Consider the following 19601-nt stretch of genomic DNA (forward strand, 5'->3'; position numbering starts at 1 on the left):
ATAGCTATCGGATTAAGAGCAATCGTGTTTGAAGACAAGAAAATCGCCTAATCGGATAATGGCACAAAATAAAACAAGCAATCCGATTTGGCGATATCTGCTCTTGTCGTCACCATAAAAAGCCTTAAGGGCTGTTTACATTTCAACTGACCATTCTGGATAGCAAAATAATCCTCTACCCTTTTCCCGGTTTCTGACGAGTCCAGACAGAAATGTCGTAATCCATCAGGGGATAAATACCCCAACACATCATCAGGCTGAGTCACACCAAAGTTGTGCCGCTCCACGTCCTGACAAATAGTGATATCCAGCTGTGGGTTTAGTCTTTCACCATAACCAATACTACTCTCGGGCATGATTTGTAATCGTCTGGGATGCTTTAGTAACGCCATATCCTGTTGTATTTCAAACAAGCTGCCTTGATTCAGGAACTTCATCATGCCGTCAAGGGCGGTAACATCCGCTTCGCGGTCTTGTACACCGCCGCACTCAATAGTGACAACAGGGCAACCGAAATCCACTTCCATCAAGCTACCGAGGCGAATATCGGTAACGATAATGCGATGCGTAAAATACGAAGCTAATGCCAGCGTTTTCTCGCATTCAGTAATAGCGACAGAAAAAGCAGGGCCACTGCCAGAGGTATTGTGAATATCCAACACCGCTTCCGGCTGATATTCAGTAATCAATTCCTGGATGGATTTCGCCAACTGACCTTGCAGATCATCATAAGGCGCTATAAAGCAGCGGTTTAAATCGCGTTTTCCCGGCAACATGCGATGCGTAAAAACCGGCTCGGTTTTGGCTGCCACAACCGACGCAATGATAAATTTCACATTGGTTTTAGGTGTCATTCCCTGTTTGAACAGCTGATGAATCGCCTTCAATCCCGACGGTTCGTTACCATGCAATAAGGTAACGATCACTCGAGTGCGAGTGGCATCTTCCCCATTAACATGAATAACCGTGGCGCCAGACAAACTGGCGAAAAACGCTTGGAAGCTTTCTTGCACCTGTTCAGGCTCGGGTTGATACCAATGATTAAGCTGAATAGCTGGCACTATTTCCCCTCATTGCTGGTAATTGTTCTTAATTCATATGTGGTTAAATCGAGGATTATTTCCATTTAGACACCGGTTCACCTTCGATCATATTCTGCAAATACTGACTCAACATTAAGTTTAAACTGTCTCTGCGAGAATGCGTTTTTTCATGCTCAGCGACCTTGTTCAATTGCCAGATCGCCCCCGTTTGTTTGTGTGCTAAGCGCTCTTCAATAACCGACATTAAATGATCGATTTCGCCCGGTTCGACATGCAATTGCGCCAAGCCTTGTGCCGCTAAAGGCAATAAAGCCTGAATAACGTCAACGATACTCACTTCCTGCAATGCCTGTTGTTTCGGTTGCGGCCACAAAATACGGGCATTGAGGCCATATTGCGCGGCACGATAAAAATTATATTCGGCATAAGTAAAAGGTAACTTGCTGATAAACCCATCAACATCATCCGCTAGCGCTTGAGTCAGGCCAATCGCCAGAGCGGCATTAGCCATCATATCCGTCACTGTTGGGCCAGCAGGTAAAGCGCGGAACTCAATTCTCAGATGCTGGTCTTTGCCAGAATCAAACACCGCACGGTTCCAATTCCACACCGTTCCATGATGCATGGATAATTCTGCAAAAGCGTTGTCTTCAGATAATAAAGGAATAATAGGAGGATAAAGTGCGACGTTCTCGGCGAATAATTCCCATACCCCTTCGCGCACCCAACCGTTACCAAAGTGAACTCTGGGAGGGTTCTTCCAATGGCTATTGTGATGATCAACACGGCTATCAATGGACTGTTTAAACAAGGCAATTCGCGTTTCATGCCACAGCTTTTTATCCATGAATAAAGGTGAATTGGCAGAAATAGCCACAAGCAACGGCGTGACTAACTGTGCAGCATTGTACATATTCTTGAAGCGGCTCTGAGGCACTCTCAAATGCAGCTGAAATGAGGTATTCGCCCCTTCCAACGTCACTTCATCACAGTAAGTTTGCAACGACTCATCACCATTGATGTTGATGTGAAAGGCTTCGCCTCTCAAATCAGATATCGCCTTGGTTAACACACGGTAACGAGGTAAATCCGTCATACAATGGCGCTCAAGATCTTTATGCTGCAAAGTGGGTAAGATGCCAATCGCCATCACTTGAGAATTCAAACCATCGGCAATACTTTGAACAGAGTCCAGCGTTCCTCTCAACTCCTTATCCATTGTCGTAAAAGGCTTACCTTGCGCCATAACTGGCGACAAATTGAACTCCATATTGTAGCGGTTCAATTCTTCTGTTAGCTGCGGGTTATTGGCAATTTCCAGAATTTGCTGGTTAATCATGCGAGGATTAAATGCTCTATCAACCAGATACAATTCCAACTCCGCGCCTATTGAGGTATCGCCCTGTTCCAGTTTAGAGTCATCCAACAGGCTCTTTAAATCATCCAACTGCTGATACAAGCGAGAAACAAACTCTTGATACTGCTCGGTGTTAAAGTCTTCCTGCTGAAAGAATTGCCCCATATAGCCCTACCTGTTTGTAATATGATTTTATTATTCTCAAATATCAGGCTAGAAGTTTTGCCATATTTGTTTATTGATTAGTATCAAGTTCAGCTCATTCACGCCCGCACTCGAAGAAACTCAGAGTAAGAATTCATCCTCCGTAGCAATCATGCTATTATTCCGCCACTATCAATGCCGCCGATTTAACGTTACCTGGAGTATTACCCTAAACACGTTGAAAATCAGGCGCAAAACATAACAAAAAGCCAATCCCATCGTTGTGAATACCAATACGTCTCAGTCATCCTATTCGGTACATCAGGTCGCACTCGATCTGCTCTTGGCAGGATGTGTTAGTAAAGGGTTAAAGCCTGCCGATTTACTGGAAAAAATTGGTGAACAACGCAACTTTTTCAGTATAGAAGGTAATCGCCTTCCATCACGTAAGTTAGGCAAATTGCTACGACTTGCGAGCATTACCCTGAACGATGAAACGTTGGGCTTTTTGCAACGTCCAACCAAACTTGGTGGTACAGAGCTCGCGCTGACCAGCGCCATGAGCGCAACCACACTAAAGCAAGCCATACAAAATCTCGGACGTTTCTGTTCACTCGTTCATGACGATATGAACCTCATCCTCACCGAATCCGAACAGGAAGCGAAGCTGTCACTGCATTTATCACCCATGCAAAGCAGCACGCCCGTGGCTCAAAAGCCCGCAATTTTTGTCATGATGGTGTTGCTGTTTCTGGTGCGTTGGATGTCGTGGTCGGTTAATCGTCAGGTGATGCTTAATCACGTCACCATGCAAGCGCCCGAGCCGGTTTTCGCCGAAGACGTAGACACCATCTTCCCATGCCAGCATAGCTTTCATCATATTGAAAACGCCTTGATATTCAGCCGTGACTATCTGGATTTGCCTCTGGAACATAAAGCCGAAGACGTGCCCGCATTCGTCAAAACCCTGCCCGATTTTGTCACCACGCGCTTTGTCGATTCCAACCTGACAGGCCAGATAAAACGCATGTTGAAAAAGCGCGACAATATCGAGTCTCTACCGTTAAAAGTGATTGCCGAAGAGCTGAATAAAAGCCCGCAAACCATACGCCGACATCTAAAACAGGAAGGTATTACCTTTGCTGAAATCAAAGAGAATGTGCGCCGCGATATCGCCATTTATCACTTAAAACAACAAGAGACGCCAATCAAGAATATTGCTTATCTGGTGGGATTTTCAGAACCCAGTGCTTTTATTCGCGCTTTTAAGAACTGGACAGGACTAACACCGGGCGAATTCAGAGAAAAATCTCGCGCCTCAGAGTAGTTCAGCCATTGCGAGTGAACGTTTTTGTCACCTTGTTGCTCTCATCCGTCAACTTACCTCCCTGCAAGACTTTGTTAAGTTAGTCCCCATTTCAATTTGGGCATAGTCCAACCGTTAAGGAACTCATCATGATCCCACGTACCTTATTTGATTCAGAGCACGAATTATTGCGCGACAGCTTACGTCGCTTCCTTGAGAACGAAGTTGTTCCCCATTATGAAGAATGGGAAAAAGCGGGAGAAGTCGACAAAGCATTATGGAAAAAAGCTGGCGAGCAAGGTTTTCTTTCGCCAATGGTGCCAGAAGAATACGGCGGTTTAGGCTTGGACTTCCTCTATAACACTATTGTTACCGAAGAAATCGGTCGCATGGGATTAAATGGCCTGGGTTGGCAGCTTCATTCTGACATTGCCGTTCCTTATATCACCCGTTTAGGTACAGAAGAGCAAAAACAAAAGTACCTGCCAGGTACAGTATCTGGTGACATCGTCACAGCCATCGCTATGACAGAACCCGGTGCAGGCTCAGACCTGCAAGGCGTAAAAACCACTGCGCGCAGAGATGGTGACGAGTATGTCATCAATGGCTCAAAAACCTTCATCACTAATGGTCAACATGCAGACTTAATTATCGTTGTTGTTAAAACCGATCCCAGTGCTGGTGCAAAAGGCACCAGTTTGATTCTGGTAGAAGCAAACACGCCAGGATTCGAGCGCGGCACAAATCTGGATAAGATTGGCATGAAGTCGCAAGACACGTCCGAGCTTTTCTTCAATGATGTTCGCGTTCCGGTTAGCAACTTGCTTGGTCAGGAGAATCAGGGCTTTGTTCACTTAATGGAAGAACTGCCACAAGAACGTTTGACCGTTGCCGTTCACGCTATGTCGATCTGTGAGTCTGTACTGCAACAAACCGTTGAATATGTGAAAGAACGTCAGGCATTTGGCAAGTCAGTGGCTACATTCCAAAACACCCAATTCGTTCTGGCACAACTGGATGCAGAAATCACAGCAACGCGGGTATTTATCGACCGCTGCATTGAGCTACACGTTAAGAAAGAGCTGTCTACAGTTGAAGCATCGAAAGCCAAACTGCTGGCAACAGAACTGCAAGGCAAGGTCGTTGACCAGTGTCTGCAATTATTCGGTGGCTATGGTTACATGCTGGAATATCCGATTGCTCGGGCTTTCGCTGATGCCCGTGTTATGCGCATCTACGGCGGAACCAGCGAAATCATGAAGCTGATCATTGGCAGAGATTTACTGGCAGATAAGTAACAATTCTAAAGCCTAAAGCCGCTTGCTAAATACCTGTTCCAAACTATCAGTCACCTGTAGAGAATTAGGAGCAAACCCTCAGCCCTGCTTTTCACTTGATGAATCGACGAAGCGGCTGTGGAGCCTACATGGAAGTATCCACGGCGAGTTTGCGATAAATCTCTATGGGTGACTGACAATTAAACACAGCTATTTAGCTATGATTTCCCTCAAGCTTCAAGTGGCTTTTTTAATGTCGTATATTGCTCTGGAGCTTATTTTCTCTGGTTCTACGCCTAATACTTCACGCTTTTGGCCAAATTAATAATGGCCTGTGAGAAATCTTGTTTTAGCTCGTCCTGGCGATACTGTAATTCTTCAATCGCTTTGAGAATATTCTCTTTACCGGGATGATTGGTGATCACAACAAACCCGGGCATCATCATCACCGACGCCTGTGTGCCCGGGAAAAAATTAAACTCCTGCAAACTTTCGTTATCGAGGATAACGCCCTCACTATCAACAGATACCTGGCTCACACAAACATGAGAAGCGGTAAACTGATTGACGGAATAGTCATCAAAACCGCATTGCTCTGTATCAAAATGCATTTCATCTTGCATGGCTCTTTATCCTATTTGTACCATTTGACTCTATTTGCAATTGCCACACAGCATTAGCAAACAACCAGAATACTGTATATATTTACAGTTTAATATTATTTGTAGAACAAAGCATCTCTTTTATAAATGGTTTCGTTTAGAATACGCGCGCACTTTTCCCAAGATGAGACGTACAACAGGAAGAACCATGCTTATTTACCTAATGATTGCCATCGCTTTAATTATCATCGCGGGACTGTCGTGGTACGCAGCATCATTGTTATTGCAACTAAAAAAACAAAATGAAAACCAAAGAGCGCAGCGAACAGAGAGAAATCTGAATATCGCCGAGAGCATTGAGGGTATAGTGTTAGCAATGGAGCAAGGCCAATGTGATTATTCAGAAGGCGTGATACGCTTATGCGTTTTACTGGATCACTTTGCGCCAGAAAAGCCTGTCGACTTCCAACAAACCTACCCACAAATGCACCTTTTTTATAGCCAAATCAAAGATATGGCGACACACAGCAAACGTGCCGCCTTACCCAAAAACGAGCGGATGAAACAAGACGTAGAACGCTTGAAATACGAAGCAGAAAGTAAAGCGGTTATTGAACAGAACGAGTTGCCAAAGTTAAAAGAATATATAACGCTATTTTTACAACAAAATACGAAATAACAACTTAAGTGAATAGCATACGTCAGAATAGTGATGATAAAAGCCTGATGATAAATGGCTGATGATAAATGGGTGCAGATAAGTGGGTAATAATAAATGAGTAATACTGACTACTTGGCATGGCAATTTCAGGGAAAGAATACCTCTCTACAACTAGCAACTAAAACACTCAACCGCAATCTCCAGCCTGATGAAATACTTGTTAAAAATCAAACAATTGGCATCAACCCGGTAGACTGGAAACTGATTCAAAACAATCCGCAAAACTGGCCTGTAGGGCATACGCCCGGCGTTGATGGCGCGGGAACAGTAATAAAAATCGGGGCACAAGTACCGGGAAACCTTCTGGGCAAACAAGTTAGCTATCATCAAGCGTTAGCTCTACCCGGTAGTTTTGCCGAATATACGATTTTAAAATACAACCGAGTCATAAAAATTCCTGAACATTTCCCAATGCCAGAGGCCGCAGCCACGCCTTGCCCAATGCTCACCGCCATATTAGCGTCCGAGAAAATTCCAGTAAAAGCCAACAAACGAGTTCTGATATCCGGGTTTGGTTCTGTTAATAAAATCCTGACTCAAATACTGCACAAGCAAGGCTTTAGCATCGACCTCCTATCAGCCAGTGCCAATCAAACTCAAGCAGAATTTCTTGGCATCACTCATATTTACCGAAGAGTCGAAGCATTAAACAGCAATTATTACGCTATTTTCGACGCCACCAGCCCACAAAGAGCCACAGAATTAACTCAATATCTATCGGCAAATGGGCATATTGTCTGTATTCGGGGCCGGGTAGAAAATCACCAGTTTGAACCTTTCACTAAAACTATTTCCTATCATGAAGTCGCACTGGGAGCATTACATCATTTTGGCAGCGATGAAGATTGGCAAGTGTTAATCAGCAAAGGCGAAGCGCTACTTTCAGATCATCTTCACAACAAACTTCAGCTCGATAGCCCCGTCGTATTTCCATTCTCCGACATAAACCAGGCGCTAACTCATAGTGAAAAGATAAGAACGAAAGCGGTTGTGGCAATAACCTAAAGCACTCAAAAGATGGGATAAGAAAATATAGCCCTTTCAAACAATTTCCTTATCCCAAACAAAGGTTTTTAATACAAAACTAGAACGGTTGACCGTCATTAAGCAGCATAAGCGTAGAAGCTTCTTGACCAGTGGCACTATAGTGACTTCTAAAAGCAACCAACAATGCTTGGTCAATACAAGCATCCGTTTGCCAGATAACAGTTCCAAACATCACATCTTGATAACTATCCTCAAAGATGCCAATTCTTGCAGAACGTCCCGGCCTAACAATAGCCCAACTATTAATAGGGCTCGTGCTAATCGGTGAATTGGATGAATTAAATTCCCCCTTCAGCTCATAAGACTGTGGGTAGTAAACAGAACCATCATAGTTTTTAAAGTGCAACCTGACGTTAATGTATTTATCACTCGTGTTGGTCACCGTAACGTAACCCGTCCACTTGCCATGAGTAAGAAAAGGCGGCAAATACAGAGAATTAGTTGACCCCTGCCCATCCTCACCATGAGGAATAGAGTAACAGGTCGCAGGAGGAGCATTACCACCCGCCTGAGCCAATAAAGGCATTGAAGATAATACTAAAGCCGAAAATACTGATAGTGTGTTTTTCATATTGATATCCTTAAATTACGAGTTGTATTACATACCTGTGCAGCACACCGACTGTGAAAAAACAGACTCACAGAAGAATTGCGATACGGAAGATGAGACCAGTCACACCTTTATTTAATTTCAGCCCGGAATAAAACAAGGCATAGCAACAAAGGTTAACCCATTGTTATAAAAGAGGTTATTAACAATTTCTTATTATCCCAAGCTATGATCATTTAAGGATTTTCTCCATTTCACTCATACAGCCATTTAATACCGCAAATCAGAGTTCACGAAAGCAAATACATACACCTAAGAACCTTTCCTTTTTTCACCAGCACAATGTTCTTCGGAAAGATTTAATCCCCATCACTATAAAAAATACTCAATATCATCAAGTTTTTAGAAGCATTGTTTGGTTAATGAGCTGGAAACAGGTAATGTTAACGAGTTGTTAACTGTCTGTATAAATGAGTAGTAAGTAGTATGATTAAAACAAAATATTCCAAAATACACCTTATGGTGGCACTCAGCTTAACGGGATCTCTTGGCTTTATTGGGCAAAACGCACTTGCTCAAGAAGATGCAGCAGCTCCCCCTGAAGAAGTTATCGCTCTGGAAAAGATCATCGTTACATCACAGCGCAGGGTTGAAAATCTGCAAGATGTTCCACTGTCTGTTCAGGCAATGTCGGCAGAAGGCATTGAACGCGCTTCTATCGACAAAATTGAAGACCTGCAACTCTACATTCCCAACCTGTCGATGACCGAAACCGGTATCAGCACTCAAACCTACATTCGAGGCATCGGTAGCGGTAATAACCAAGGCTTTGAGCAATCGGTCGTGCAATATATTGACGGTATTTCCTACGCCAGACCCCAACTTACCCGCGCCCCCTTTTTCGACATGCAGCGCGCGGAAGTGCTACGCGGCCCTCAAAGTATTCTGTTCGGTAAAAACGCGGTTGCAGGTGCATTAAACCTGACCACTGCCGAAGTGTCTGAGTATTCCGAAGGCAAGCTGATGGCTCAGCTCGGTGAACATGGTATTCGTGAATACCAAGCCATGTTTAACTTCCCCATTGTTGAAGACAAGATGTTTGGTCGTTTGTCATTGCGTAGCTACAAGGAGGATGGCTATGTGAAAAACACTTACACCGATAGCGACGAACCTCAGCGCGACGACTTTTCCGTGCGAGGCAAATTGCATTATCTCGCCACCGACAACTTAACCATTAATATCAAAGCTGAACACAGCACTTTTGATACTAAAGGGCGTCAAATCGAGATCATTCAGGATGAAGGCAACCCCGGCAATGCATTTGCCACAACCTTGGGAGCAGGATTTGGCTTGACCGAAGCCATCACAGAGACGGATTTGGACTATCGCAGACAAGCCGACGGCGGCGATTACAGTAAAAACGATTCCACCAGCTATGTGCTTGATGTGAACTACGACTGGAATCAATACGAAGTTCGTTTTACTGCCGCCTTTGTTGAATATGAATACGACGACTTGTGCGACTGTGACTATATCGCCGCACCTTTGTTCACCGTCCCCATGCAAGAGGACTATGAACAAACCAGTTACGAGCTGCGCATTGCTTCTGACACGGCTCAAACCATTTCATGGCAAGCCGGGCTTTTTTATCAGGAAGCTGAGTTAAACTTTAATGACAAAATCCTTATCCCAACAGGCAATGTTGGCTCCCCATCATTAAGCGTGATCCCAACCGCAGTAGCCGCACTAACGGGCAATGTCGCATTGGGGCAATCCATGTCAGGCACCAGTGCAGCGCGTGATTTTGAACAAGACTCTGAACATTTCTCGGTATTCTCACAAGCCACCTGGAATATCAGCGATGCACTAAAAATCAGTGCAGGTTTGCGCTGGTCTACGGAAGACAAAACCGGCTATCGTGAAATCAATATTTACGATACCGACACAGGCAACATCACCACTAGCCCGTATGCGCCTATCGTCTATAACAACTTATTTGCCATTGAAAACCAACAGCTGACAGGGCATGAATTAAATGGAAGCCGTTCTGAAAGCTCGCTGGATCCAAGCATTAATATTCAATATTACTTCGACCCAGACACCATGATTTACCTGTCGCGCACAGAAGGTTCAAAATCAGGCGGCTTTGACGCACGCGCCAATACAGTCGATTCTTTTGAATTCGAAGATGAAGGGGCGATTTCCTACGAATTGGGTCTGAAAACCACATTCTGGGACAACCGCGCCCAAATCAACATCGCCGCCTTCCAGATTGACTACGACAACCTTCAAGTCAGCCAGTTCGACGGTACATTGGGCTTCGTAGTGAGCAATGCCGATGCGGAAATCTCAGGCGTTGAAATTGATGGTCGAGTGGCCTTAATGGAAGACCTGACATTGGCCTACGCCTTGTCTTACCTTGACCACGAGTACACAGACTATGTCAATGGCAACTGTTACTACCGCCAAGGTTCAGATACAACGAACCCGGATTTTCAAGCCAGATACAACCCTGAAACCGGCTTATGTAACTACAACGGTTTGTCGGGGCAGTACACGCCGAAATTCAATGCCAACCTGAATCTGGATTACTACTACCCACTGGGTGATTACAACCTGCATTTAAACGGCAACCTGGCCTATGTTAGCGAGCAGGATATCCATCAAAACCTGGATCCAAACTTCAAAATTGGCGGCTATTCGAAAATGGATTTGAGAGTGAGTTTTGAAGCCGAAGAGTGGTCAATTTCATTGTTAGGCAGAAACATCACCGACAAAGAAATGATCACCTACGCAGGTAACTCACCGCTTTCCGGAACCTTTGGTGCCGACACCATTTATGCTTTTGTTGCGCCACCAGCCACATGGACACTAGCGTTTAATTACAGATACTAAGCCGATATCAAACAACAGTACAAGGTGCGAATAGCACCTTGTACTTATCGCATCTTATTTATCAACTCAGGTTTCATCACGATGGATCAGCTTTTCCACATTTAACGGCACATAGTCGCGCATTAAATCCAGTAAACAACTGGCGTCATCTGCCATCAGCATCATGTCGCGGTGCGCTTGCTTCATAAAGCCCTGTTCAACCGCATGATCAACAAACTGAGATAACTTGTCGTAATAGCCTTGCACATTCAGCACACCAATAGGCTTTTGGTGAAACCCAAGCTGAGCCCAGGTCAGCACTTCAAATAATTCCTCGAACGTACCCAAACCGCCCGGAAGCGCAATAAAACCATCGGCATAATCCGCCATTGCCGCCTTACGCTCGTGCATAGAACTAACGATTTTAAGCTCGGTTAATCCATGATGTGAGACTTCCTTATCCACCAAGGCTTGCGGAATAACACCAATGACTTCACCGCCATTTTCCAGTACAGCATTGGCAATTTTACCCATCACACCAATACTGGCTCCGCCGTACACCAAACCAAAACCTCGCTCCACCAACTCATGAGCCAGGGCTTTTGCCGCTTCGTAATAAATAGGAGAGTTACCCGGGCTAGAGCCACAGTAAACACAGATCCTTTTCATGCAAATAATCCTTCCAATATAAAATTGTTATTATGCGTTAACATCCACCAGCAAGCGCCCGGTGATCTGCCCTTTCAACAGTTCATCGGCTTTAGCAACACACTCATGCAAGGTGATTTTGGTAGCAATAGCATCAATATAATCCGCCATATCCATCTGAGCTAAACGCTCCCAGGCTTCGATTCGATCTTGCAATGGGCGCATCACACTATCAACACCTAACAGGCTCACACCGCGAAGAATAAAAGGCGCTACAGTCGCAGGAAAATCCATACCTTGCGCCAAACCACAAGCCGCAACCGCGCCGCCATATTGAATACTCGCGCACACATTCGCCAAAGTGGTACTACCCACAGAATCAATGGCAGCCGCCCACCGCTCTTTCATTAAAGGTTTACCCGGCTGCGATAATTCAGCACGGTCGATAATCTCCGAGGCTCCCAACGACTTAAGATAATCAGACTGCGCCATACTGCCCGTTGAGGCAACAACGCGATAGCCCAACTCCGACAGAATTTTCACCGCCCAACTGCCAACACCGCCAGTTGCACCTGTCACCAACACATCACCACTTTCGGGTTTGATATTGTGCTTTTCCAAAGCAATGACACACAACATTGCGGTATAACCCGCCGTACCAATAACCATTGCCTGTTCAGCGGAAATCGCTGCCGGCAAAGGGATGAGCCAATCACCATTCACCCTCGCCTTTTGTGCCAAACCGCCATGATGCTTTTCACCCACACCAAAACCATTCAGCAGCACTTTGTCGCCGGCCTTAAAATGCGCATGGGCGCTTTGAGCCACAGTACCCGCAAAATCAATACCCGGCACTAAAGGAAACTGGCGAACAACCGGCGCTTTACCGGTAATCGCCAAAGCATCTTTGTAATTAATGGTGCTAAAAGCCACATCAACCAACACATCCCCTTCCGTTAAAAAGTCATCGGAAAGCTCAGTAAGCAAGGTCTGATAGCCCTGCTCGTTCTTATCAACAAGTAATGATTTGTACATAGTCGGTTCCTGTTTTAAGCATGATGCCGCTTTCAAATATGAACCTAAGACTTTAGCTCTCAGAAGCCAAAAACTAAAGGAATGAACGCTTTTTCTCGCCTAAACAGCATACTCGCCTAAGCAATCTCGAAGTCAGAAATTTAAAAGTTCGATTTAGTGGTCACCAGAAATTCCACATTATTCACATGCTCACCGCTGATCATTGGGAACGACATATCAATGTGAATCACCTTGGTGTCGGAAGCGTGGCGAGAGTACAAGCGAGCACCAATACCCACGCTGGAAAGCCAACCTTTCTCCTGGTTATCAAATTCATCCAACCCCGACGCTTTCCCGGTATCCACAAATACCGCGCCACCCAGCTCAAACAAATTATAGATATTGATATCGGGGTAATAACGCAGCTCACCAGTGAATGCGAATTTACGGTGACCGCGTTGAAATTCCAGCGGATACCCACGCACACCACTTTCTTCACCAATGGTAATAGGTTCATCAAGATAGGGGTTTTTACTCAAGGTTAGATGTTGTGCAGCATACAGGCCAAATTTCGGGCTGAGCCTATAAAAGAGTTCGTTTTCAAGATTCATCACATAGCGCGATGAGTCTGTGCTACCAAAATTGGAAACAAAATCCATATTGGTTAACAGCAAAGTCGATTCAGATAACTGCGTCCCCTTGCTGGCTTCAAAATCCAAGATATAGCGCGACTCGTCATTGGAACGTGACGCAACATTAACGCCCAACTTCGCCATAAAACGCCAACCAAAATTGAAATCCTCAATTTGATTAATCACATGCACATTATTCAATTCATGAAAGTCATCTTCCAGGTACTCAAATTGAACAAAAGGAACCAGATACTCTCTGTCGGAAGGCAAAAAGATATCGTAGTCAGAGATCACCTGATTGAACAATCTCTGTGAATAATCCACCCCAACCTGATATCTCAGTACAGAATCAGGAGAGCGAGAATAGAGCTGCCCCCAACTCGCTCGCGCCAGCTTTTCGGTATAATCCAGCGCAAAGTAATCCTGACCATTTAAGAAATATTGCTGAGTAAGATCCGCGTTATATGCCGCAATCTCAAAAGCCGTTTGAGTGTCAAAACTCACAAAGGGCTTCACAACACTTATTCCTTGTGTACTACCATCATCGGTATTCGATAAGGAAAGATTACTATGAATGTTGTAGCCCATAAACAGCGGGAAATTGGTATCAAGAATGTAGCCAGAACGCTGTGCGTCCTTGAAATATTCGATCTCAGCATCAATGCCATAACCAAACAAATTGCGCTCTTTCAGGCCAATAGAAAACTTGTTTTTGCCACCTTTACGACCAAAATCGAAGGTGGGCATCAGAGTCCATTTATCGCTGGTTTCAACAGCCACCTTACCATCATCAGTAAACGACGCCTCGGCAGAGCGAATGTATTTCAGTGTACGCAGATGGCGTTCAATCTCCTGTAAATCCTGTTCATTCAAACCACACTTCTCTTTCAGAAACGCCAACTCATTACGGATCGTATATGGCTTGGTAACAAAGTTGAGTGCATTGGCAAGTTTATGCAACCAGATGGTTTCAGGATCATTCAAATCAAAAATGTCATTGGTTTTTATCACCAACTCAGGAGTAGGCGGGCATTCTTCCGCCAGCAACGACGATGAAAAACATAAAGCAGCAACAACAAACAGAGACTTTTTACACATACCATGCGACTAAAATGATGGATAGTGATTAAAGATTAGCCAAAGGATCTTACGAATTGCTTAAGCGAGAACTGAAATGTTTTTATGACGCAGGACTAAGAACAACAAGTAGCCAGGTGAGAAACAGACACAACAAGAACAATCTGAAAAAATCGTTTTTAAAGAAACGCATGCAATGCCCCTGAGATTAATACAAAAAAGCGGCGGGAACGAAAACCAACAAAGAGAATCTTCCTCCCGCCGCAAGTACATATTCAGAAAATCCCTTTCCCACACCTGATTTCCCCGTGTGTTATCAATAAATGTGTAAATAAATCAGGTTATGCACGACAGCCCAAAATAGTTAAACCAATCTGACCAATCTGGCTGCCACAGTAGTGTTGAACTCCCTGTAATTTAAAGCTCCTTCCCGATATGAGTGCCAAAGTTACAGAAGCCACAATCACGAAGACCAACGCCAACACCCTACCGTTTTTCAAGCGCCACCAAGTCATGAAAACAAATCAATGCATGGCTTTTTCGCTCAAACATCAAATGAAAATACTGCCTGTCGTTAATGCCACAAGCTTCCAACAATTTAAGAAACTGATTAATACTTGGGTGCCCTACATTCTTCTCCCAATTCATCACTGTCTTACGCGTCTTCACACCAACAATCTGCGCAATTTCGGTGATGGTATACCGTGAATATTGGCGAATCGCCCTTAACTCTTCACCAGTGATAAACCGCATATTTTTTCCTCTACAACACCGCCCTGTACTGCCTAACCCTCTAATGTACAGCCCCTACGCCGCCATACTGCTATCACGTAGATCCATAAAACGTATATAAGTATCTATATCGAACCCACAGGCACTTACCATCAAGAAGAACTGGTTCACACTGGGAAAACCCACCTCCTTTTCCCAGTTTTCATAGGTCTTACGGGTTTTAACCCCTGCCGCCGTAGCCATTTGTAAAGTCGTTAAGCCTGCAAACTGGCGCATGGCTCTTAAGTCTGAACCTTTAATCTGTCGCATTATTTAACTCTCCATTTCACTGGTCTTTTTATTCTCACCATCAGCTTTTATTGTTAACATTCATAGGCTTTGCTTATTGCAGTTGGCTAATTGCTGGTTCATTCAAGCATTCTGCAATATCAATCAAAACAGAGATCTTGTTAAAACACGTCCTCAAAAATGATTTGCAATGATATGGTAATGCACTTACTGTTAAAGTCAAATCATTTTTGAGGACAACCTTTGAAATGTAATAAATACAAAAGCTGTAAAGTAAGGGGTTAACTTGGATAAACTTTCTTTCGCCAGAAATAACGTTAAAAAGCTCAAAGACGAATGCGGCGGCTACAAACAACTATGGGCAAGATTGAATAAAGACAAGGAAGTGAATCGACGTGACACTCAAACTTTCACCAACCTGGTTAACCGAGGTGCATACAAGGCCGAACTCATCATTCAACTCATGGAAGAATTTGGCTTGGAAGACGTCACCCTAGGCGAATTCTTCAAGGGTGAAATACCGCGTAAACCAAAAGACTAAGAACAAAAAAATCAGCAATCAACAGAACAGGCTGGTAACACAAACACACAGTGGTATCATCGGGTTAATTTGTACTCAGTGTAATTTTTTACGTTATCTATGTCTGAATTCGATTTACCCACCGATGAAATATTGAAGCGCCGCATTCGCTACCTGTTAATGACAGAATACGACGGCAATGTCAGCAAGTTTTTCCGCCACGTATACCCAAATGAAACCGACTTTTCCGGCATGAAACGCTTCGAGTTTTACCTAAAACGCGGGCAATACAACCACAACTTCTTCCGCCTGCTGGCAGAAAAAACAAAACTAGGGCAAGTCACACTCGCCCGACTCTTTGATGTAAATATCAATAACGAAGACTTGTTTAAATAGCTCCAACAAATAGCGTCGCCCTGTAACCACAAACGACGTCGCCCTACAGCCACAACGACATCGCCCTACAACCACAACGGCGTCGCCCTGAATTTATTTCAGGGTCTCCCAAAAAAGATGCTGATATACATCAGCATGACGACAAATCTGAACTTATTAACATCACCCTGTAACCACAACGGCGTCGCCCTGAATTTATTTCAGGGTCTCCCAAAAAAGATGCTGATATACATCAGCATGACGACAAATCTGAACTTATTAACATCACCCTGTAACCACAACGACGTCGCCCTGAATTTATTTCAGGGTCTCCCAAAAAAGATGCTGATATACATCAGCATGACGACAAACCTGAACTTATTAACATCACCCTGTGACCACAACGACGTTACCCTGAATTTATTTCAGGGTCTCCCAAAAAAGATGCTGATATACATCAGCATGACGACAAACCTGAACTTATTAACATCACCCTGTGACCACAACGACGTCGCCCTGAATTTATTTCAGGGTCTATTGAATCGAGCCAGAATCTCACATTGTCGTTCCTGCGAAGGTAGGAACCCATTAACTCAAAGGCCAGCAACAGCGCACTTATTCAAACATCGCGTTTATAGATTACCGCCTTCGCGGTAATGACGAAGAAAGGAATGACCAACACAAAAAAAGCCGGACAAGTAACACCCGCCCAGCTCTTCAATACAAATAACAAAAGGTTATTTAAATAACTAACTTCTTAACCAATAAACAAAGCGCCCCAAATAACCAACCGGCTTGGTTCTTCCCGGCTCATAACAGCACTTTTTAATGCCTTCATTCAGCAGCATAGTACCCACTTCGTAGTGATGGAAATCCTCTTTACTACCCGTGGTTTCACACAAACCTTGCGCACTGTAATACAAATAAGCCTGCGCTTTTAACCTCATAATTGACGTTTCTTTAAACTTCTCAAGATAACGCTCTACATCTTCCAGAATGCTAAAAGCAACCGTGTTATCGTCAGTCTTGACTTGGTAGATTTTGGGCAAGGTCAAGGCAAGGAAAACGGTAAAGGTAGTGAATTGAGAAAGATAATCCCTCATATCCCACAAGAACCAACTGGCTGACAACGACATATTGGGCATCGTTGCACCATTAAGAGCAACCACATTACGGTCAATGTGTACCGCATAGCCCAGTAGTGCTTCAACCACTAATAATCCAATGGTTATAGACATGATCACGCGCAGTTTATGACGATTAATTATAAATAGCCCTAATGCTAATAAGCCGGAACTAACTGCAAAGAATAAGTAATGAAATCCTAGAACTTCTTTAGCCGGTAGTGACATCAACCATAATGAATTTCCGATGTGCGCGGCCACATACATAAATAATACAAACGCACTGCTAATAAATAAGTCTTTTTGGTTTTTATAGTGGTTGTACATTGTTGCTAAAAATAGCAGGGCTATATAAAGCAACGAAACGATTACCATAACCGATAAACTCATTGATAAAGAGTCCTTGTGTTTTTATTGTTAATCTGTTTCTACACCGGAACTACTAACCTATCCGGTAATAATGCAATATTAATTTGGATCTGGACCAGGAGGATTTCCGCCACCGCCACCAGGCCCCATAATTGTTATTGTTGAATCACCAGAACTAGCTTCAACAGTACCTGATCCAAACAAGTCATTAAACCAACCAGCTTGAGCAGAAGCGCTTAGCAACGCAAACAACATCACAGCGCCTAATTTCAATTTTATTTTCATAACAAATCTAACCTTCATAAATGATTTGACGGTCAGTATATTAACCGGGCAAGGTTGCCAGATCAACCTTTGGCTACAAATATATCTCAGAGTATTTTTGAAACATCAGTGATATCAATGTATTAGTTGCCAAACCGAAAGAAAATTGATTGAACACCTGACTTTCACATCCAAACCAAGCAACCAGGATCACAACAATGAGACACTTTTATATTATTTTCTCAACAACACAGATCAAGCTCTCACTCAAATAGTACAGACAGATGTCGCATGAGAATAGAAACCACAACTTCCCTGATAGAAAACGGCAAAGCCGATTATGAAAATCTGCAAGAATCTCTCGCCCTGTTAGAGCTCACAGGCTTATCAAAGACATCCCAAATGCCACCCCTTAATGAAGTATTTCAATGAACAAGTTACCGCCAAACCCACCCTGAAACATTGCTTGTTTCTGCAATTTCTCATAGCATCCCTTGGTTAACTACAAGTAACCAATTTTCCATAACTTCCAAAGCTTCTCGCAGGACAAACATTGTCGTTTACACATTGATTTTGAGAAGTGAATAGAAAAACCAGACATATAAACGGACGTGAAATGATCCCAAGTTATCAAGAGTTTATGCGCCCCTTCCTTGAGATTGCGCAACAAGCCAACGGTCAGGAAGTTAGACTTAGAGACGTGATCAACCAAATTGCCGATCAATTTCAATTAACCGAAGAAGAACGCGAGGAAACACTGCCAAGTGGCAAGCAACCCATTCTCGACAACCGAGTAGGCTGGGCTCGAACTTACCTGACCAATGCCGGTTTACTGGAAACCACCCGCAGAGCGCATTTTGTCATCACTGAACGTGGTAAACAGGCCATCGCCAACCCCAATACGCAAATTAATAACGCCTACTTAAGACAATTTGACGAATTTGTCGCCTTCACCAACAGAACCAATGGCAGAGATGCGACAGCAAACGAAGTAAGCGAAACAAACACAGAGAACACCGACAACGACATCACCCCGGACGAAGCCCTTCGCATCGCCTATAAAAAGATCAACGACGCACTGGCAGAAGACATCCTGGATCGCACCCGCAAAGTCACCCCCGCCTTTTTTGAAAACCTGCTAATCGAATTACTGGTTGCCATGGGCTACGGAGGAACAGGCGAAGGCGCAGCCCACCCACTGGGCAAAACAGGCGACAACGGCATTGACGGCGTTATCGACCAAGACCCCCTAGGCGTAGACCAAATCTACATCCAGGCCAAACGCTATGCCGAAGGCAACAATGTCGGCTCAGGTGATATTCGAGACTTTTTCGGCGCACTCAACCTGAAACGCGCACAAAAAGGCATATTCATCACCACCTCCGACTTCACCTCGTCAGCAAGAGATACCGCAAGAGATTTAGGCACGCGAATTGTACTGATTAACGGCACAGAACTCGCCAAACTCATGCTGCGCTACAACATTGGCAGCCGAGACGAACAGGTATTACACCTGAAAAAAATCGACGAAGAATTTTTTGAAAATTGAATAGCCACTGTCATTGATTCAATCATGCAGTGCTCATGTTCAGATTAATAATCCGTTTTACAAAATAAAAACAGAATTAAAGTAGATA

General features: G+C 44.0%; 19 protein-coding genes. 8 read left to right on the top strand and 11 right to left on the bottom strand.

Going from position 1 to position 19601, the window contains the following annotated elements; all coding sequences use genetic code 11:
* Positions 1–47: 47 nt before the first annotated feature.
* Entirely contained in the window at positions 48–1061 is a 1014-nt protein-coding gene (locus KIH87_RS13415; protein WP_232358372.1) for a M14 family metallopeptidase, read from the bottom strand.
* 55 nt (positions 1062–1116) lie between these two features.
* On the bottom strand, positions 1117–2565 hold the full coding sequence (locus KIH87_RS13420) for a glutamate--cysteine ligase (RefSeq protein WP_232358373.1): 1449 nt from the start codon (positions 2563–2565) through the stop codon (positions 1117–1119).
* 262 nt (positions 2566–2827) lie between these two features.
* Here KIH87_RS13420 and KIH87_RS13425 point away from each other — a divergent pair, with 262 nt between their 5' ends.
* Both KIH87_RS13425 and KIH87_RS13430 read left to right on the top strand, forming a co-directional pair.
* On the top strand, positions 2828–3871 hold the full coding sequence (locus KIH87_RS13425; protein ID WP_232358374.1) for an AraC family transcriptional regulator: 1044 nt from the start codon (positions 2828–2830) through the stop codon (positions 3869–3871).
* Between the two features lie 128 nt (positions 3872–3999).
* Entirely contained in the window at positions 4000–5148 is a 1149-nt protein-coding gene (locus KIH87_RS13430) for an acyl-CoA dehydrogenase family protein (protein ID WP_232358375.1), read from the top strand.
* Between the two features lie 275 nt (positions 5149–5423).
* Here KIH87_RS13430 and KIH87_RS13435 read toward each other — a convergent pair whose 3' ends face one another.
* Positions 5424–5750, bottom strand: a complete 327-nt coding sequence (locus tag KIH87_RS13435; RefSeq protein WP_232358376.1) for a hypothetical protein — start codon at positions 5748–5750, stop codon at positions 5424–5426.
* A 187-nt stretch (positions 5751–5937) separates the two neighbouring features.
* Between KIH87_RS13435 and KIH87_RS13440 the strand changes: the two genes are divergently transcribed.
* Both KIH87_RS13440 and KIH87_RS13445 read left to right on the top strand, forming a co-directional pair.
* Entirely contained in the window at positions 5938–6408 is a 471-nt protein-coding gene (locus tag KIH87_RS13440; protein WP_232358377.1) for a DUF2489 domain-containing protein, read from the top strand.
* Between the two features lie 96 nt (positions 6409–6504).
* On the top strand, positions 6505–7455 hold the full coding sequence (locus KIH87_RS13445) for an alcohol dehydrogenase catalytic domain-containing protein (protein ID WP_232358378.1): 951 nt from the start codon (positions 6505–6507) through the stop codon (positions 7453–7455).
* Between the two features lie 79 nt (positions 7456–7534).
* Here KIH87_RS13445 and KIH87_RS13450 read toward each other — a convergent pair whose 3' ends face one another.
* Positions 7535–8068 carry a hypothetical protein gene (locus tag KIH87_RS13450; RefSeq protein ID WP_232358379.1) on the bottom strand — a complete coding sequence of 178 codons (534 nt, stop codon included), beginning with the start codon at positions 8066–8068 and terminating at the stop codon, positions 7535–7537.
* Between the two features lie 465 nt (positions 8069–8533).
* Here KIH87_RS13450 and KIH87_RS13455 point away from each other — a divergent pair, with 465 nt between their 5' ends.
* Complete coding sequence (locus KIH87_RS13455; protein WP_232358380.1) at positions 8534–10942, top strand: TonB-dependent receptor; 2409 nt, start codon at positions 8534–8536, stop codon at positions 10940–10942.
* A gap of 66 nt (positions 10943–11008) precedes the next feature.
* Here KIH87_RS13455 and KIH87_RS13460 read toward each other — a convergent pair whose 3' ends face one another.
* The 5 genes from KIH87_RS13460 to KIH87_RS13480 form a co-directional block, all read right to left on the bottom strand.
* Positions 11009–11590, bottom strand: coding sequence for an LOG family protein (locus KIH87_RS13460; protein ID WP_232358381.1), 582 nt, complete (start codon positions 11588–11590; stop codon positions 11009–11011).
* 30 nt (positions 11591–11620) lie between these two features.
* Positions 11621–12604 (bottom strand): acrylyl-CoA reductase (NADPH), encoded by a 984-nt coding sequence (gene acuI, locus KIH87_RS13465; protein WP_232358382.1) that lies wholly within the window; start codon positions 12602–12604, stop codon positions 11621–11623.
* A gap of 140 nt (positions 12605–12744) precedes the next feature.
* Complete coding sequence (locus KIH87_RS13470) at positions 12745–14313, bottom strand: BamA/TamA family outer membrane protein (RefSeq protein ID WP_232358383.1); 1569 nt, start codon at positions 14311–14313, stop codon at positions 12745–12747.
* Positions 14314–14778: 465 nt separating this feature from the next.
* Positions 14779–15045: a helix-turn-helix transcriptional regulator gene (locus KIH87_RS13475; protein WP_232358384.1), complete on the bottom strand. Its 267-nt coding sequence runs from the start codon at positions 15043–15045 to the stop codon at positions 14779–14781.
* 54 nt (positions 15046–15099) lie between these two features.
* Entirely contained in the window at positions 15100–15333 is a 234-nt protein-coding gene (locus tag KIH87_RS13480) for a helix-turn-helix transcriptional regulator (protein ID WP_232358385.1), read from the bottom strand.
* 265 nt (positions 15334–15598) lie between these two features.
* On the opposite strand from KIH87_RS13480, the gene KIH87_RS13485 reads away from it, so the two are divergent.
* The gene (locus KIH87_RS13485; RefSeq protein ID WP_232358386.1) at positions 15599–15853 is read left to right on the top strand and encodes a hypothetical protein; all 255 of its coding nucleotides are present in this window, start codon (positions 15599–15601) and stop codon (positions 15851–15853) included.
* 99 nt (positions 15854–15952) lie between these two features.
* Entirely contained in the window at positions 15953–16228 is a 276-nt protein-coding gene (locus KIH87_RS13490) for a hypothetical protein (RefSeq protein ID WP_232358387.1), read from the top strand.
* 728 nt (positions 16229–16956) lie between these two features.
* Here KIH87_RS13490 and KIH87_RS13495 read toward each other — a convergent pair.
* Positions 16957–17445, bottom strand: a complete 489-nt coding sequence (locus KIH87_RS13495; protein WP_232358388.1) for a hypothetical protein — start codon at positions 17443–17445, stop codon at positions 16957–16959.
* A gap of 354 nt (positions 17446–17799) precedes the next feature.
* On the bottom strand, positions 17800–17985 hold the full coding sequence (locus tag KIH87_RS13500) for a hypothetical protein (RefSeq protein ID WP_232358389.1): 186 nt from the start codon (positions 17983–17985) through the stop codon (positions 17800–17802).
* Positions 17986–18580: 595 nt separating this feature from the next.
* On the opposite strand from KIH87_RS13500, the gene KIH87_RS13505 reads away from it, so the two are divergent.
* Complete coding sequence (locus KIH87_RS13505) at positions 18581–19513, top strand: restriction endonuclease (RefSeq protein WP_232358390.1); 933 nt, start codon at positions 18581–18583, stop codon at positions 19511–19513.
* Positions 19514–19601 lie beyond the last annotated feature (88 nt).

It is taken from the genome of Paraneptunicella aestuarii (assembly GCF_019900845.1).
Lineage (GTDB): Bacteria > Pseudomonadota > Gammaproteobacteria > Enterobacterales > Alteromonadaceae > Paraneptunicella > Paraneptunicella aestuarii.

Coding starts and splice junctions, on each gene's coding strand:
- KIH87_RS13460 (WP_232358381.1), bottom strand. CDS start 11,590: ATGAAAAGGATCTGTGTTTACTGTGGCTCTAGCCCGGGTAACTCTCCT.
- KIH87_RS13505 (WP_232358390.1), top strand. CDS start 18,581: ATGATCCCAAGTTATCAAGAGTTTATGCGCCCCTTCCTTGAGATTGCG.
- KIH87_RS13445 (WP_232358378.1), top strand. CDS start 6,505: ATGAGTAATACTGACTACTTGGCATGGCAATTTCAGGGAAAGAATACC.
- KIH87_RS13450 (WP_232358379.1), bottom strand. CDS start 8,068: ATGAAAAACACACTATCAGTATTTTCGGCTTTAGTATTATCTTCAATG.
- KIH87_RS13500 (WP_232358389.1), bottom strand. CDS start 17,985: ATGAAAATAAAATTGAAATTAGGCGCTGTGATGTTGTTTGCGTTGCTA.
- KIH87_RS13475 (WP_232358384.1), bottom strand. CDS start 15,045: ATGCGGTTTATCACTGGTGAAGAGTTAAGGGCGATTCGCCAATATTCA.
- KIH87_RS13440 (WP_232358377.1), top strand. CDS start 5,938: ATGCTTATTTACCTAATGATTGCCATCGCTTTAATTATCATCGCGGGA.
- KIH87_RS13455 (WP_232358380.1), top strand. CDS start 8,534: ATGATTAAAACAAAATATTCCAAAATACACCTTATGGTGGCACTCAGC.
- KIH87_RS13470 (WP_232358383.1), bottom strand. CDS start 14,313: ATGTGTAAAAAGTCTCTGTTTGTTGTTGCTGCTTTATGTTTTTCATCG.
- KIH87_RS13435 (WP_232358376.1), bottom strand. CDS start 5,750: ATGCAAGATGAAATGCATTTTGATACAGAGCAATGCGGTTTTGATGAC.
- KIH87_RS13490 (WP_232358387.1), top strand. CDS start 15,953: ATGTCTGAATTCGATTTACCCACCGATGAAATATTGAAGCGCCGCATT.
- KIH87_RS13420 (WP_232358373.1), bottom strand. CDS start 2,565: ATGGGGCAATTCTTTCAGCAGGAAGACTTTAACACCGAGCAGTATCAA.
- acuI (WP_232358382.1), bottom strand. CDS start 12,604: ATGTACAAATCATTACTTGTTGATAAGAACGAGCAGGGCTATCAGACC.
- KIH87_RS13480 (WP_232358385.1), bottom strand. CDS start 15,333: ATGCGACAGATTAAAGGTTCAGACTTAAGAGCCATGCGCCAGTTTGCA.
- KIH87_RS13495 (WP_232358388.1), bottom strand. CDS start 17,445: ATGTCTATAACCATTGGATTATTAGTGGTTGAAGCACTACTGGGCTAT.
- KIH87_RS13430 (WP_232358375.1), top strand. CDS start 4,000: ATGATCCCACGTACCTTATTTGATTCAGAGCACGAATTATTGCGCGAC.